Raw genomic sequence first — 17,186 nt, 5'->3', positions numbered from 1 at the left:
TTGCAACTATATGTTGGGCTATTAACAAAAATTTTAAATAAATAAAAAAAGCATCAATTTCTTGATGCTTTTTAGAGTAAAAAATTATGGTTATAAAGCAGTAATAATAAATTCACTACGTCTGTTTGCTTGGTGCTCTTCTTCTGAACATTCAACACCATCAGCGCACTTATTGACTAATTGATTTTCTCCATATCCTTTAGCTGTAAGACGGTTTGCATCAATACCATTTTTAATCATCCATTTCATAGTAGATTGTGCTCTTCTTTCGGATAATTTATCATTATACATGTTTGTTTGACGGCTATCTGTATGAGAACGAATATCTACCTTCATAGTAGGGTTTTGTTTCATTACTTCTACAATTTTTGCTAAATCTACTGCTGCATCTTTACGAATATTAGACTTATCTAAATCGAAATAAATTATTTTTATATCAAATGTTTTAGCTAAATCGGTTCCAATTCCAACTGTTTTAAGTTTTTTAGTTATTTGTAAACTCACTTCAGTTTCCCCAGAAATTTTATCTGTTTTAACAGATCTTTCTACGGTTTCATATTTTGGTAAAGCACCTCTTACATAATAAACTTTACCACACTCTAAATTTTCGAAACGATATTTACCCTCTTCATCAACCATCACTTCAGAAACACTATTCATTTCACTATCTAATAAAGTAATACTTGCATTTTTTACAATTTCACCAGTTTCAGCGTCAGTTATAAGACCTACAATTACTTGTTTACATTCAAACTCTATAGGTTTTAATTCTTTTAGTTTGTAAATATCGTCATACCCATTACCTTCATTACGATTAGAAGAAAAGAACCCTAATTTTGAATTTGAATCTATTAAAAATGCAAAATCATCATGAGGTCCATTTAAAGGTGAACCTAAATTTACTACTTTAGAAATTGATCCATCTTCATATAATTTAACAGCAAAAACATCTAAACCACCAAGCCCTAATTGACCATCTGATGCAAAATATAAAACATTGTCGCTAGATACAAAAGGAAAAGTTTCTCTGGCTTCTGTATTCACTTTTAATCCTAAATTTTCAGGTTTTCCATAAGTACCGTCATCATTAATAGCAACCTTAAAAATATCTGATTGTCCTTTTGTTTCTGGCATATTTGAAGCAAAATATAATGTTTTATTATCTGGACTTAATGCTGGGTGAGCCACACTATATTCATTACTATTAAAAGGTAGTTCTTCAACATCTTTCCAATTTATACCATCAAAAGTTGCTTTGTATAATTTTAAAAGTATGGTTTTTTCACTATCTGTTCTTTTCTTACCATTAATATAGTTGTTCCTTGTAAAATACATCGTTTTACCATCTTTAGTAAAAACAGGAGTTGATTCATTAAACTTAGAATTAACCTTTCTTGATAAGGGTTCAGGAGCGTCTAAAGTTCCATCTGTATTTATTTTTGAAGTATATAAATTAGTAAAAGATTGATTCGTCCATTTACTTCTAATAGTAGAAACACTACCTGTGTCTCTTGCCGAAGCAAAAACTAATTGTTCGTTATAGATAGCTGCTCCGTAGTCAGAATATTCAGAATTTATTCCCGCATTTTCTATGGTATATCTATTTGATATTTTTTTTATATCAGATAAATAATTTATATTTTCTCTATACAGTTTAGAACGATTATCATCTGAGGAAGTTTTTTGAGTGAACTTACTTAAATATTCATTTGCTTTTGTATAGTCTTCTTTTGCTTTTAAACACTGTGCGTATCTATAATAATACTCAGCATCAATATCTTGGTTTAAAGCAAAAAGTTTTTCGTACCATTTTCCAGCTTCTTCTAATTGAGCATTAAAATAATAGGAATTTCCTAATTTTTGAAATAATTCTGCTGATTCATATCCATTTTCAGCAACTTTTTCATAAATCTTAATAGCATCAATATAAGCTAAAGCTTTATATTTATTGTCAGCCGATTCAAGTTTTGCTTTTTGTGCAGAAAGTGATAAAAAGCTAAATAGGCATGTGAATAATATGTATTTAAATTTCATGTGTTTAGATTTTATTTTTTATAGGTAACATATGGTATCACCTTATTTATCATTTGTATTAACATACACAAAGACATTTTTGATAGCGATTTCATAATCATCAATTTATTAGAAGAATCTAGGTGATACCACTTTATCGTAATTTTTAAACAATTCATATCTCAAGAATATCTCATGAGAACCCGAGTTATATTTAGCTAATTTTGTTGTTTCCATATCATAAGCATAACCAATCATCCAAGAATCTGAAACTTGAAAACCAACCATTCCACTTACAGCAGCACTCCATCTGTAGGCTGCTCCAAATGTGAACTTCTCATTGAATAAAAAATTGGCTGAAATATCAACTTGTAGTGGAGCACCTTGAACTAGTTTTCCTAGAACTGCTGGTTTTAACTTTATATTTCCGGTTAAATCAAAAACATGACCTGCAATTAAATGATAATGCATTCTTTCAGAAGCTATCGAAGCAGTAGAATTCTCTTTATTGAAATGTTCGGTTTCTAAAAAATTAGGAACAGAAAAACCAATATAACTTCTATCTGAATGATAATAAACTCCAGCACCTATATTTGGTGAGAATTTATTATCTATATTAGTTGTTCCTAAAACATCTCCTGGATCATATTGACTTAACTTAGTAAAATCGATATTCAACAAATTAGCAGTTCCTTTAACTCCAAAAGATAATTTAAAATTCTCAGAAGTAGGAACAGAATAAGATACATCTACTGAAATTGTATTTTCATCAGATGGACCAATTCTATCATTAATAAAGGATAATCCTAAACCCATTTTTGATTTAGAAATTGGAGTATTTAAAGAAAATGTATTGGTTACTGGAGCACCATCTAAACCTACCCATTGATTTCTATGTAAACCAAATATACTTAAAACACCTCTTGAACCAGCATATGCAGGATTTATATTAACAGTGTTATACATATATTGAGTGAACTGTGAATCTTGTTGTGAGTATGACATAATACTCGCTAAAATAAAAGCTATAAATAATATTCTTTTTTTCATTTTTTTCACTTTTTATAATTACTAACAGGGGTTTTCACCCCTATTAGGTTTTTATCTATTAATATATAAGTATCCTGAACGTTCTTTTCCTTCTCCGTTATCTTTCACATATTTTACGATGTAAAAATAAGTTCCTACTGGTAATTCAGATGATTGACTTATTGTAACTCTTCCTTCAGAAACTCCTCTAAAATATTTACCGTTTTGACCATATCCCGTTGCTTCATAAACTAATACTCCCCAACGATTGTAAATCTCAACTGTATTATTTGGAAATAACTCTATGTTTCTTATTACAAAAACATCATTGTCATTATCTCCATTAGGAGTTACCAAATTATATATTTCTAAATCATCTTCAGATGGCGTATGATTATTATCATCTAAGAAATCATACTCACCATCTCCATCACTATCAAGTGGGTCATTAGGATCTGGTCCATATTCATCTTCATTAGAAATTCCATCATTATCACAATCTGCATCTAAAAATTCTTGAGACTGAGGTAATGTTACATTTTCTGCAACAAAATCACAAAAATCATCTGGATCTGTTCCGTCAGCAATCTCGTCTACATCTGTAACTCCATCTCCGTCCGTATCTGTAATTATAATATATGTAGCTGTTGCTGTATCACAATTATCAGGAGTGGCTCCCGTTTCACAAATTTGATAGGTTATCGTATATGTTCCTGCAAGAGTATTTGGCGCGATTGTTACATTTCCATCCACATCAATACTCAAAGGACCATCTGTAGTTGGTGTAACATCTGTATTAGCTATTGTTACCGGAGTACCATTTAAAGTATCATTTCCTAAAACCGAACCACCAGAAATAGGACCTGTTGTTAGAACAGTGATTGTTGTTGGACCGTCATCTACTGCATCGATTACATTCAATACTACTACTGTTGCGGTAGCTTGATCACAATTTGCTGGTGCAGCTCCTACTTCACAAATCTCATAGACTACTGAATAAGTGCCTGAGGCTGTGTTTGGGTCTACTGTTATGGTTCCGTCTGTATTTAAGGTTAATCCTGATGGAACTGTAATGCCAGTTAGGCTTACTTCTCCTGGATTGGTTCCTATTACTACTGGATTACCGTTTAAAGTGTCATTAGTAACTACTGTTGGTGTAGAATCGCCTACTGCAACTGGTGTGCTACTAAAGTCGTCGTCTACTGCATCGATTACGTTCAATACTACTACTGTTGCAGTAGCTTGATCACAATTTGCTGGTGAAGCTCCTACTTCACAAATCTCATAGACTACTGAATAAGTGCCTGAGGCTGTGTTTGGGTCTACTGTTATGGTTCCGTCTGTATTTAAGGTTAATCCTGATGGAACTGTAATGCCAGTTAGGCTTACTTCTCCTGGATTGGTTCCTATTACTACTGGATTACCGTTTAAAGTGTCATTAGTAACTACTGTTGGTGTAGAATCGCCTACTGCAACTGGTGTGCTACTAAAGTCGTCGTCTACTGCATCGATTACGTTCAATACTACTACTGTTGCAGTAGCTTGATCACAATTTGCTGGTGAAGCTCCTACTTCACAAATCTCATAGACTACTGAATAAGTGCCTGAGGCTGTGTTTGGGTCTACTGTTATGGTTCCGTCTGTATTTAAGGTTAATCCTGATGGAACTGTAATGCCAGTTAGGCTTACTTCTCCTGGATTGGTTCCTATTACTACTGGATTACCGTTTAAAGTGTCATTAGTAACTACTGTTGGTGTAGAATCGCCTACTGCAACTGGTGTGCTACTAAAGTCGTCGTCTACTGCATCGATTACGTTCAATACTACTACTGTTGCAGTAGCTTGATCACAATTTGCTGGTGAAGCTCCTACTTCACAAATCTCATAGACTACTGAATAAGTGCCTGAGGCTGTGTTTGGGTCTACTGTTATGGTTCCGTCTGTATTTAAGGTTAATCCTGATGGAACTGTAATGCCAGTTAGGCTTACTTCTCCTGGATTGGTTCCTATTACTACTGGATTACCGTTTAAAGTGTCATTAGTAACTACTGTTGGTGTAGAATCGCCTACTGCAACTGGTGTGCTACTAAAGTCGTCGTCTACTGCATCGATTACGTTCAATACTACTACTGTTGCAGTAGCTTGATCACAATTTGCTGGTGAAGCTCCTACTTCACAAATCTCATAGACTACTGAATAAGTGCCTGAGGCTGTGTTTGGGTCTACTGTTATGGTTCCGTCTGTATTTAAGGTTAATCCTGATGGAACTGTAATGCCAGTTAGGCTTACTTCTCCTGGATTGGTTCCTATTACTACTGGATTACCGTTTAAAGTGTCATTAGTAACTACTGTTGGTGTAGAATCGCCTACTGCAACTGGTGTGCTACTAAAGTCGTCATCTACTGCATCAATTACGTTCAATACTACTACTGTTGCAGTAGCTTGATCACAATTTGCTGGTGCAGCTCCTACTTCACAAATCTCATAGACTACTGAATAAGTGCCTGAGGCTGTGTTTGGGTCTACTGTTATGGTTCCGTCTGTATTTAAGGTTAATCCTGATGGAACTGTAATGCCAGTTAGGCTTACTTCTCCTGGATTGATTCCTATTACTACTGGATTACCGTTTAAAGTGTCATTAGTAACTACTGTTGGTGTAGAATCGCCTACTGCAACTGGTGTGCTACTAAAGTCGTCATCTACTGCATCAATTACGTTCAATACTACTACTGTTGCAGTAGCTTGATCACAATTTGCTGGTGCAGCTCCTACTTCACAAATCTCATAGACTACTGAATAAGTGCCTGAGGCTGTGTTTGGGTCTACTGTTATGGTTCCGTCTGTATTTAAGGTTAATCCTGATGGAACTGTAATGCCAGTTAGGCTTACTTCTCCTGGATTGGTTCCTATTACTACTGGATTACCGTTTAAAGTGTCATTAGTAACTACTGTTGGTGTAGAATCGCCTACTGCAACTGGTGTGCTACTAAAATCGTCATCTACTGCATCGATTACATTCAATACTACTACTGTTGCGGTAGCTTGATCACAATTTGCTGGTGCAGCTCCTACTTCACAAATCTCATAGACTACTGAATAAGTGCCTGAGGCTGTGTTTGGGTCTACTGTTATGGTTCCGTCTGTATTTAAGGTTAATCCTGATGGAACTGTAATGCCAGTTAGGCTTACTTCTCCTGGATTGGTTCCTATTACTACTGGATTACCGTTTAAAGTGTCATTAGTAACTACTGTTGGTGTAGAATCGCCTACTGCAACTGGTGTGCTACTAAAGTCGTCGTCTACTGCATCGATTACGTTCAATACTACTACTGTTGCAGTAGCTTGATCACAATTTGCTGGTGAAGCTCCTACTTCACAAATCTCATAGACTACTGAATAAGTGCCTGAGGCTGTGTTTGGGTCTACTGTTATGGTTCCGTCTGTATTTAAGGTTAATCCTGATGGAACTGTAATGCCAGTTAGGCTTACTTCTCCTGGATTGGTTCCTATTACTACTGGATTACCGTTTAAAGTGTCATTAGTAACTACTGTTGGTGTAGAATCGCCTACTGCAACTGGTGTGCTACTAAAGTCGTCATCTACTGCATCAATTACGTTCAATACTACTACTGTTGCAGTAGCTTGATCACAATTTGCTGGTGCAGCTCCTACTTCACAAATCTCATAGACTACTGAATAAGTGCCTGAGGCTGTGTTTGGGTCTACTGTTATGGTTCCGTCTGTATTTAAGGTTAATCCTGATGGAACTGTAATGCCAGTTAGGCTTACTTCTCCTGGATTGATTCCTATTACTACTGGATTACCGTTTAAAGTGTCATTAGTAACTACTGTTGGTGTAGAATCGCCTACTGCAACTGGTGTGCTACTAAAGTCGTCATCTACTGCATCAATTACGTTCAATACTACTACTGTTGCAGTAGCTTGATCACAATTTGCTGGTGCAGCTCCTACTTCACAAATCTCATAGACTACTGAATAAGTGCCTGAGGCTGTGTTTGGGTCTACTGTTATGGTTCCGTCTGTATTTAAGGTTAATCCTGATGGAACTGTAATGCCAGTTAGGCTTACTTCTCCTGGATTGGTTCCTATTACTACTGGATTACCGTTTAAAGTGTCATTAGTAACTACTGTTGGTGTAGAATCGCCTACTGCAACTGGTGTGCTACTAAAATCGTCATCTACTGCATCAATTACGTTCAATACTACTACTGTTGCAGTAGCTTGATCACAATTTGCTGGTGAAGCTCCTACTTCACAAATCTCATAGACTACTGAGTATGTGCCTGAGGCTGTGTTTGGGTCTACTGTTATGGTTCCGTCTGTATTTAAGGTTAATCCTGATGGAACTGTAATGCCAGTTAGGCTTACATCTCCTGGATTGGTTCCTATTACTACTGGATTACCGTTTAAAGTATCGTTAGTAACTACTGTTGGTGTAGAATCGCCTACTGCAACTGGTGTGCTACTAAAGTCGTCGTCTACTGCATCAATTACGTTCAATACTACTACTGTTGCGGTAGCTTGATCGCAATTTGCTGGTGTAGCTCCTATTTCACAAATCTCATATACTACTGAGTAAGTGCCTGAGGCTGTGTTTGGGTCTACTGTGATGGTTCCGTCTGTATTTAAGGTTAATCCTGATGGAACTGTAATACCGGTTAGGCTTACTTCTCCTGGATTAGTGCCTATTACTACTGGATTACCGTTTAAAGTATCGTTAGTAACTACTGTTGGTGTAGAATCGCCTACTGCAACTGGTGTGCTACTAAAGTCGTCGTCTACTGCATCAATTACGTTCAATACTACTACTGTTGCGGTAGCTTGATCGCAATTTGCTGGTGTAGCTCCTATTTCACAAATCTCATAGACTACTGAATAAGTGCCTGAGGCTGTGTTTGGGTCTACTGTTATGGTTCCGTCTGTATTTAAGGTTAATCCTGATGGAACTGTAATGCCAGTTAGGCTTACTTCTCCTGGATTGGTTCCTATTACTACTGGATTACCGTTTAAAGTATCGTTAGTAACTACTGTTGGTGTAGAATCGCCTACTGAAACTGGAGTTCCACTAAAGTCGTCATCTACTGCATCGATTACATTCAATACTACTACCGTTGCGGTAGCTTGATCGCAATTTGCTGGTGTAGCTCCTATTTCACAAATCTCATATACTACTGAGTAAGTGCCTGAGGCTGTGTTTGGGTCTACTGTGATGGTTCCGTCTGTATTTAAGGTTAAGCCTGATGGAACTGTAATACCGGTTAGGCTTACTTCTCCTGGATTAGTGCCTATTACTACTGGATTACCGTTTAAAGTGTCATTAGTAACTACTGTTGGTGTAGAATCGCCTACTGCAACTGGTGTGCTACTAAAGTCGTCGTCTACTGCATCGATTACATTCAATACTACTACCGTTGCGGTAGCTTGATCGCAATTTGCTGGTGTAGCTCCTATTTCACAAATCTCATAGACTACTGAGTAAGTGCCTGAGGCTGTGTTTGGGTCTACTGTGATGGTTCCGTCTGTATTTAAGGTTAAGCCTGATGGAACTGTAATACCGGTTAGGCTTACTTCTCCTGGATTAGTGCCTATTACTACTGGATTACCGTTTAAAGTGTCATTAGTAACTACTGTTGGTGTAGAATCGCCTACTGCAACTGGTGTGCTACTAAAGTCGTCATCTACTGCATCGATTACAGCTGCATCAACTACTATTGTAGCGATTGCTGTATCGCAATTGGTTGGGTTTAAGTTCTCACAGATTTGGTAAGTAACATTGTAAGTGCCTGCTGGTGTGCCTGCTGGAACACTAATGTCGCCATTAGGTGCAATACTTACGCCTGTTAATCCACCATCTGCAATTACACTTATTGTTATTTCTGTGTCAACTACTGCAACTCCGTTTAAGGTATCGTTTGTTGTAACATCACCTGCAATTCCTCCTGTTAATCCATTTACACTTGATAAATCTGCTGGAGTAGTATCGTCTACTGCATCGATTAAAGTTAATATAGCTGTAGAAGATATTATATTAGTACAAATATTGTTTGGATGAGTTATAATCACTTGATAACTATATCCATTCATAGGAGCAGTAACTCCAGTCAACGTTAAAGTTGCTGTATTAGCTCCACTATAAATACCTCCATCTGTAATGTTTCCAAAACCTGAACCAGAATCTTCTTGCCATTGATAAACTGTTCCTCCTGAAACATCAGATGCAGGAACTGGCAAGGTATAATCTGGGGTACCATTAACAAATGCTGTAGTATTTATAGCAGAAACGACTACTGAAAATGTTTCATTACCCCCAACATTAGTAGATTGATTTGTTGGTTGAGTAGTTACTGAAACACTTGTTGCAATATAAGTATTAGGATTAGGAACTGAATAAGCAGCACCAATAACTTGACCATTAGCATCAACTTCACTAGCACCAATAACTCCTCCATAAGTTCCATCACCATTACTGTCTGCTGTTGTTGAATTATATGCTTCATTAGCATCAGAACAACCATCATTGTCTGAATCTAAATCAAATTGATTTAATGTTCCATCTAAATCAGTATCATAATTATCGTTAATTCCATCATTATTATCATCTACAAAACCAGTTAAATCTGGATCCAAATAATTTGGAACTCCATCTCCATCATCATCTCCTAAAGGATCTGGTAGTCCTGCAGCATATTCATCTGTGTCCAATATTCCGTCATTGTCATCATCCAAATCACAATCTAAACTTACACCATCATTATCATTATTACCAGTATAATTAGGGTTTTCGATTGGAGTATATAACGATATACTTCCTCCTGACTGACCATCTTGTGAATCATTTCTAAATGCATCTGAATGCACCCCTCCAATTCCACCATTTGCATTTAAAGTAACATTTGCTGGTAAGCTGGCTAAAGAATATAAAAAAACACCACCACCACCACCACCACCAGGTCCATGATGTGAAGCTGTATTTAAATCTTGCCCTTGACCACCATTTATATCAATAATCAAATTACTTGTAAACGATGGAGATTTAATTACTACACTACCTCCGGCACCACCACCACCACCACCATCTGGGGCACCAACAGGGTTTACTGCAACTGGTGAAAGACCATTGGCATTTATACGGAAACCATTTCCAATAATGTCATTAGCAAAAATTATTACAATTCCACCACCATTTGCAGCAGAAGAAGGGTTATTTGTAGTCACAAAACCTGGACCACCTGCACCACCTAAAAATACTTTATCTAAGGCTAAATAAGGCGTCATTGAAAAACCACCCACTCCACCAGCATTTAAGCCACTTACATCGCACCATCTCTTACCTCCTTCTCCACCTGCTCCAAAATTTGAGCCTCCACCACCACCAGAGTCACCAGAAACACCAGAACCACCTCCATTTGCTCGAGGAGCACGACCTCTATCGGTTAATGCATCAAAAAGTGCAATCCCTTCACCTCTAGTAAATGAACTGTTATTAGTATTAGCTAAAACCATTTGAGTACTTGGGTTTATTGTACAATTATCTGGTGTACCATTAAAAGGCATACCAACTCCTGTGAAACCTAAACCTTGTACATCAATATCTGCATTAAAAGTTAATGTATTTGCTGATAAGGCTAAAACTCCACCTGTACCTGTTACATCATCCCAAGGTGCAGCTGTTAGTGTTGCATTAATATTTGCATCATTTAAATCTGGGATTCTTAACACTTGTAATTTCCCTGCAATATTATAGTTTCTTATCAAAGCATATTTTGGAGTAATCACATTTCCTGCAATTGAACCCACTTCAAAAAACTCATAATTTCCTGCTTCATTTATTGCTGTAACTGAACCTCCAGTAGCATTATTTGCAGTTGAAATTGTAGCTCCTTTCATTTGAATAATTAAAGCTTTATCACCAACAGCAAATGCAGATGCATCAACTACTGTGATTGTGTGAATACAATTTGCATCACAAGGCAAACATGCTGGATTATTAATATTTGTTACTGCCGTATAATTGTTTATCACTCCTGAAATATTTTGAGAAGAGATAAACTGACTAAAGAAAAGAAGTAAGAAAACAGATATTTTTAACAAATACCCTGTTGCTACTTTTTTTAAACTAAAAAAATCAAATCGTAATAATTTCATCCTTATCATATATTTATTTAATTATCATACAAAAAAAATATTAACACTTATTACACCTTTATAGTAAATAACGTTAAAAACTGCCTGCAAAAATAAAACATGCCATTTGATTAAAAACAGGTAGAAATACCTGTTTTCTGATTTTCTCTTAAAAAATCAATTAATAATGATCTCCTCATTATTATATATTTACTTAATAGCATTTATAAAAGTGTATTATATTCTTATTAAACAATACACAAATTTTGAGCAAAACTATTAAGATATTTTTAAGATATTTGCATTCTTGGTAGGCTTTCTTCTGTAGAATAAATACTACACCGCACTTAATCGATTATATTTTATATTTCATCGGAATTAATTAACATAAAAAGCTATTGAACAGATTTTATCTCATATTACTCTTACTTCAATTTGGATATTCTCAACAGAATTTTCATGAAGAATGGTATTCTGCTGATACAAAACATTTGCCTCAAAATTCTGTTAAGAGTATTTCTCCTGATAAATATGGTTTTATTTGGATGACTACTGAAAATGGATTAGTACGATTTGATGGTGAAAAATTTAAGGTTTATAATAGTTCAAACACTAATACTACTTCAAACAGGTTTCTATATCTTAGTGGGAATATTCAACAAGATTCCTTAAGGTCTTTTACTGAAGGCTATTCAGACAATATTTTTATAACAAAGAGGAAAGCAACTAAACTTAAAAAAGTAGCTCCTGAGAAAATGGCATTAGAATATGAAAACAAAAGATTTTATCTAGATTATAATTACAGAACAAATCTTGGTTTACTTGACACTAAAATTTATGATTCAAAAGGAAATTATTATTTAATAAAAATGAATAAAATATCATTTTTTGATAAAAAAAGTAACACAACAACAGAAGTTGGGCATAAATACAGTCCAACTAATGATTATTTCCTAATTGAAAACGATTTAATTTGTATGGAATCTAATGGAACTTACTCTTTATATAAAGATAAATTTCAAACTTTGAATAAGATAAACATTCCTGCAAATTCAAAAATAATTTATAATCATTTATCTCAACAATATTTTATTTGTACTCCTAAAGAAACATTATTACTAAAGAAAACAACTAAAAAACTCTATTTAACGACTTTGCATAAACAAAATAACAATAGAGATTACATTATTCGTTGCGCATACTATGACTTAAAAAACAATAAATTATTCATTGGAACAGATAATAAAGGCTTAGCCATATTTACGCTTAATAAATTTAAAATATTAACAAATAAAAATAATATTAACAACGTTTATTATGGAGCTATCCCAATATCTCAAAATGAATTTGTTACTGCAAAAGGAGAATTTTATAACAAAGATAAAATCATAAGAGATTTAAAATTAAATACCTCGGGTTCTCTATATGGAATTACAATTGACCATCAAAAAAACATTTGGATTCAGAACAAGAACAAGCTAATTCGATTAAATAAAATAACAAACTACAAATCACATGATATAATTAATTTTAATTTAGAAGTTTCTGGAATTTTTTGTGATTCAAAAAATAAGATTTGGATTGGTTTTAAAAATGACGAAAATGAATTGGCTGTTGTAGCAACAATTAATGCTAATAGTAAAGAAATTACTCCCGTTTTTTTAAAACATATTGTAGAACCAGTAAGTTTTTTTGTAGAAACACAAAATCATTCCATTTTAATGGTTGGAAAAAAAACAATTATTACTTATGATGAAACTAAAAATAAGATTAAAAGAATACCAACTGGCAAAAATGAGGTGAGAAGTATTTTTATTTGTAAAGACCAAAAAGTATGGGTTTGCACCTATAATAATGGTTTTAGCTTACTTCAAAACGACATCTTCTATAAACTTCCATATGACATCAACCAGTTTTTAACTTCAGCACATTGCATAAATGAAGATAACAATGGGCATTTTTGGATTAGTACAAATAAAGGTTTAATTGAAGTTGATAAAAAAAGTTTATTAAAACATATTGAAGACAAATCACCTATTTATTATCATCATTATGATACTGAAAATGGCTTTTTAACCAATGAATTTAACGGTGGATGTCAACCTTGCAATGTTAAACTTGATAATGGTTATTATGTTTATCCAAGTTTAAATGGGTTAGTTGTTTTTCATCCTGAAAAGGTAAACAAAATATTACCCTCAGGTGATTTTTTTATTAATGAAGTTGAAACTGAAAACAAAACAATTTATTTCAACGATACTTTATTTACAGATAGAGAGAACAATCGTTTAAATATAAAAATAGATTTTCCTTATTTTGGTAATAAAAACAACATTCATTTTGAAGCTAGACTTCAGCTTGAAGAAGATAGCAAATGGGTAAATATTTTAAACGAAAAAACAATTAGTTTTACCCATTTACCTCCTGGACAACATACCTTATTTATTAGAAAATTAGGGGATTTTTCTTCAAAATATCAAACTAAAAAAATTATTATTTGTGTGCCATTTTTATATTATGAAACCCTTTGGTTTAAAATAATTGTTTACTTACTAATTATAGGGATATTTGTATACGGTATTCGACTAAGATACTATTACATTCAAAAGAAAAACGAAGAACTTGAACAAATTGTCCATGAACGAACAAGCACTTTAATTAAAACTATTGATACATTGAAAATCACTAAAAATAGTTTAACTCAGGAAATAATTCAACAAAAAAAACTAATTGGAACTATTAGTCATGATATTAAAAGTCCATTAAAATTTCTATCAATTACTGCAAAACACTTGAATGACAAATTATTGTTTTCGGAAAATGAAACCATTAAAGACAATGCAAAAATAGTACATGATTCAGCCAATCAATTGTACCGTTTTGTAGAAAATTTAGTCGATTATTCTAAAATTTTTATGGAACATAATGATATTAATAAATTAAGAAAAGAAAATATTGATATTATAATTCTCGAAAAAATTAATTTATTTAAGAATATGGCTGAAGCAAATGCAGTAACAATAACTTATAAAAACTTTGCTCCTACTCAGATAAACTTAAATGAAAAAGTAATTGGAATTATCGTTCATAATTTATTAGATAACGCTATAAAAAACACAATTAGTGGCACAATAGCAATTGAAACTAATATTACAACAGACAAAATTTACATTAGTATAGAAGATACAGGCTCAGGCATGCCTAAAGAAATTAAAGATTATTATTTAAATCTTCAAAAAAACTTTGAAACAGATAAACTTGCCATACAAAATTATGGTCTTGGTCTTCATTTGGTTTTAGAACTTTTACGCTTATTAAAAGGGGAATTAAAAATTTATTCGAAAGAAAATGAAGGCACAAAAATAACTCTAATTTTAGATACCAATTAATTATATATTTGATACTTTTCTATTAATTCAACCAAATTATTGATTTTCAATTTTTCGAAGATTCTATTTTTATAAGTACTCACCGTAGACATTTGTATTCCTAAACTATTTGAAATTTCAAGATTACCATCTCCACTAACCAATAAATTTACAATTTCAATTTCTCGTTTAGAAAGTTTATCAAACGGATTTAAAAGTTCTTTATTAAATTTACTATCATTTAATTGATCCATTAAATCATCAGTCAAATATTTCCCATAATCCATAATTGATTTAACCGCTTCAACTATTCTTTCTTCACTACTCAGTTTATTTAAAAAACCATCTGCACCAGCATAAATATATCTTAATGCATAAAATTCTTCTTCATGCGCAGAAAACATAAGTATTTTTACTTCATGAAGAATAGCTCTAATTTCTGAAATCATTTCAATATTTTTTCCACCAGGAATATTAATATCTAAAATGATTAAATCATAATTAAACAACTTAACTTTTTCCAAAGTTTCACTAAAAGTTGAACTGTATTGAATATCTAAATTATCAAATTCTCCATTTAAAATAATTGAAACACCAGCCTTAATAACTAAGTGGTCATCAACAATTAAAATTTTATAACTCATTAGATGGAAATTTATAAATGCTAAAATAATAAATTAATCCTATATTATAATGTGATTTTTTAGTACTATTTTTGCACCAAATTATTACACATGGGTTTTAAAGACGAAATAAAAAGAAGACGTACATTTGGAATTATATCACATCCTGATGCAGGTAAGACTACTTTAACTGAAAAATTATTATTATTTGGTGGTGCTATTCAAGAAGCTGGTGCCGTAAAAAGTAATAAAATAAAAAAAGGAGCTACTTCTGATTTTATGGAAATAGAACGTCAAAGAGGAATATCTGTAGCTACTTCTGTACTCGCTTTTAATTATAAAAATAAAAAAATAAACATTCTAGACACACCAGGTCATAAAGACTTTGCAGAAGACACTTTTAGAACACTAACAGCAGTTGATAGTGTAATTGTTGTAATTGATGTAGCAAAAGGTGTTGAGGAACAAACTGAAAAACTAGTGGAAGTTTGTAGAATGCGAAATATTCCTATGATTGTTTTTATTAACAAATTAGATCGTGAAGGTAAAGATGCTTTTGATTTAATGGATGAAGTAGAGCAAAAGCTAAAACTTAGAGTTACTCCTCTAAGTTATCCCATAGGAATGGGTTATGATTTTCAAGGAATTTACAATATTTGGGAGAAAAACATCAATCTATTTGAAGGAGATAGTCGAAAAAATATAGAAGAAACAATTGCTTTTTCTGACATAGATAGCAAAGAATTAGAAAAAATAATTGGAGAAAAACCAGCTCAAAAATTAAGAGAAGAACTAGAACTTATAAATGAAGTTTATCCAAGTTTTAGTGAATCTGAGTATCTAAATGGTGAATTACAACCTGTTTTTTTTGGTTCGGCATTAAATAATTTTGGAGTTAGAGAATTATTAGATTGTTTTATAGAAATAGCTCCAACACCAAGAGCTAAAGAATCTGACACACGATTAGTCGAACCTGATGAAGAAAAATTTAGTGGTTTTGTTTTTAAAATTCATGCCAACATGGATCCTAAACACAGAGATAGACTTGCCTTTATTAAAATTGTATCTGGTACTTTTGAAAAAAATAAACCCTATTTACATGTAAGACATGGAAAAAACATTAAATTTTCTAGTCCTAATGCTTTTTTTGCTGAAAAGAAAGAAATTGTAGACATCTCTTATGCTGGTGATATTGTTGGACTTCATGATACAGGTAATTTTAAAATTGGAGATACTTTAACTGAAGGGGAAAAAATGAATTTTAAAGGTATTCCTAGTTTTTCTCCAGAGCATTTTAGATACATCAATAATGCAGATCCTTTAAAGTCAAAACAATTAGAAAAAGGAATTGACCAATTAATGGACGAAGGTGTAGCGCAACTATTCACTCTAGAAATGAATGGAAGAAAAGTAATTGGAACTGTTGGTGCTCTTCAATATGAAGTAATTCAATATCGTTTAGAACATGAGTATGGTGCTAAATGCAACTATGAAAATTTTCCTGCTCACAAAGCATGTTGGGTAAAACCAAAAGATCCTAAAAATGAGGAATTTGCCGAATTTAGAAGAGTAAAACAAAAATTTCTAGGTCATGATAAATATGGCCAATTGGTATTTTTAGCAGATAGTGAATTTTCAATACAAATGACACAACAAAAATATCCTAGTGTGGAATTATTTTTTACATCAGATTTTCGTATTTCATGATTTTTTAATATCATTGTAACGTATTTATTCTAAATCAAATACTGCTAACCCAATTAACCTAGAATAAAATGAAATCTAAATTAGTAATTTTTTACCTCACATTATTTGTGAGCTTATTTAGCTTTGTTACTTTTGCTCAAGAAGATCCACCAGCAGATGATGATCCACCAGCAGCGCCAATTAATTCAAAATTAATTTGGTTAGCGCTTCTAGGAATTGCATTTATGGTTTTTTATTTCAAAAATAAGTATCAGAATATTCAAAAATAAAAAAAGTTGCCTTCGCAACTTTTTTTATTAAA

Annotated in this window: 7 protein-coding genes; 3 read left to right on the top strand and 4 right to left on the bottom strand. The window is 33.0% G+C overall.

Translation table 11 applies throughout. The features are described 5' to 3' along the window. Positions 1 to 90: 90 nt before the first annotated feature. The 3 genes from ACULEV_RS03570 to ACULEV_RS03560 form a co-directional block, all read right to left on the bottom strand. The gene (locus ACULEV_RS03570; protein ID WP_445457305.1) at positions 91 to 2,034 is read right to left on the bottom strand and encodes an OmpA family protein; all 1,944 of its coding nucleotides are present in this window, start codon (positions 2,032 to 2,034) and stop codon (positions 91 to 93) included. Between the two features lie 108 nt (positions 2,035 to 2,142). Beyond that, positions 2,143 to 3,063: a PorP/SprF family type IX secretion system membrane protein gene (locus tag ACULEV_RS03565; protein ID WP_445457304.1), complete on the bottom strand. Its 921-nt coding sequence runs from the start codon at positions 3,061 to 3,063 to the stop codon at positions 2,143 to 2,145. 51 nt (positions 3,064 to 3,114) lie between these two features. Then, entirely contained in the window at positions 3,115 to 11,208 is an 8,094-nt protein-coding gene (locus ACULEV_RS03560; RefSeq protein ID WP_445457303.1) for a T9SS type B sorting domain-containing protein, read from the bottom strand. Positions 11,209 to 11,585: 377 nt separating this feature from the next. On the opposite strand from ACULEV_RS03560, the gene ACULEV_RS03555 reads away from it, so the two are divergent. Next, positions 11,586 to 14,576, top strand: a complete 2,991-nt coding sequence (locus ACULEV_RS03555) for a ligand-binding sensor domain-containing protein (protein WP_445457302.1) — start codon at positions 11,586 to 11,588, stop codon at positions 14,574 to 14,576. On the opposite strand, the gene ACULEV_RS03550 is transcribed toward ACULEV_RS03555, so the two are convergent. Beyond that, the gene (locus ACULEV_RS03550; RefSeq protein WP_445457301.1) at positions 14,573 to 15,199 is read right to left on the bottom strand and encodes a response regulator transcription factor; all 627 of its coding nucleotides are present in this window, start codon (positions 15,197 to 15,199) and stop codon (positions 14,573 to 14,575) included. The genes ACULEV_RS03555 and ACULEV_RS03550 overlap by 4 nt on opposite strands. A 90-nt stretch (positions 15,200 to 15,289) precedes the next feature. On the opposite strand from ACULEV_RS03550, the gene ACULEV_RS03545 reads away from it, so the two are divergent. Both ACULEV_RS03545 and ACULEV_RS03540 read left to right on the top strand, forming a co-directional pair. Beyond that, complete coding sequence (locus ACULEV_RS03545) at positions 15,290 to 16,885, top strand: peptide chain release factor 3 (RefSeq protein ID WP_445457300.1); 1,596 nt, start codon at positions 15,290 to 15,292, stop codon at positions 16,883 to 16,885. A gap of 68 nt (positions 16,886 to 16,953) precedes the next feature. Next, complete coding sequence (locus tag ACULEV_RS03540) at positions 16,954 to 17,154, top strand: hypothetical protein (protein WP_445457299.1); 201 nt, start codon at positions 16,954 to 16,956, stop codon at positions 17,152 to 17,154. Positions 17,155 to 17,186 lie beyond the last annotated feature (32 nt).

The organism is Flavobacterium sp. HNIBRBA15423, from assembly GCF_052655965.1.
This window is presented reverse-complemented; position numbering and strand designations above follow the sequence as displayed.

Bases quoted from the DNA above. Each gene is read 5' to 3' on its own strand.
- ACULEV_RS03570 (WP_445457305.1), bottom strand. From the start codon at position 2,034: ATGAAATTTAAATACATATTATTCACATGCCTATTTAGCTTTTTATCA.
- ACULEV_RS03565 (WP_445457304.1), bottom strand. From the start codon at position 3,063: ATGAAAAAAAGAATATTATTTATAGCTTTTATTTTAGCGAGTATTATG.
- ACULEV_RS03560 (WP_445457303.1), bottom strand. From the start codon at position 11,208: ATGAAATTATTACGATTTGATTTTTTTAGTTTAAAAAAAGTAGCAACA.
- ACULEV_RS03550 (WP_445457301.1), bottom strand. From the start codon at position 15,199: ATGAGTTATAAAATTTTAATTGTTGATGACCACTTAGTTATTAAGGCT.
- ACULEV_RS03545 (WP_445457300.1), top strand. From the start codon at position 15,290: ATGGGTTTTAAAGACGAAATAAAAAGAAGACGTACATTTGGAATTATA.
- ACULEV_RS03540 (WP_445457299.1), top strand. From the start codon at position 16,954: ATGAAATCTAAATTAGTAATTTTTTACCTCACATTATTTGTGAGCTTA.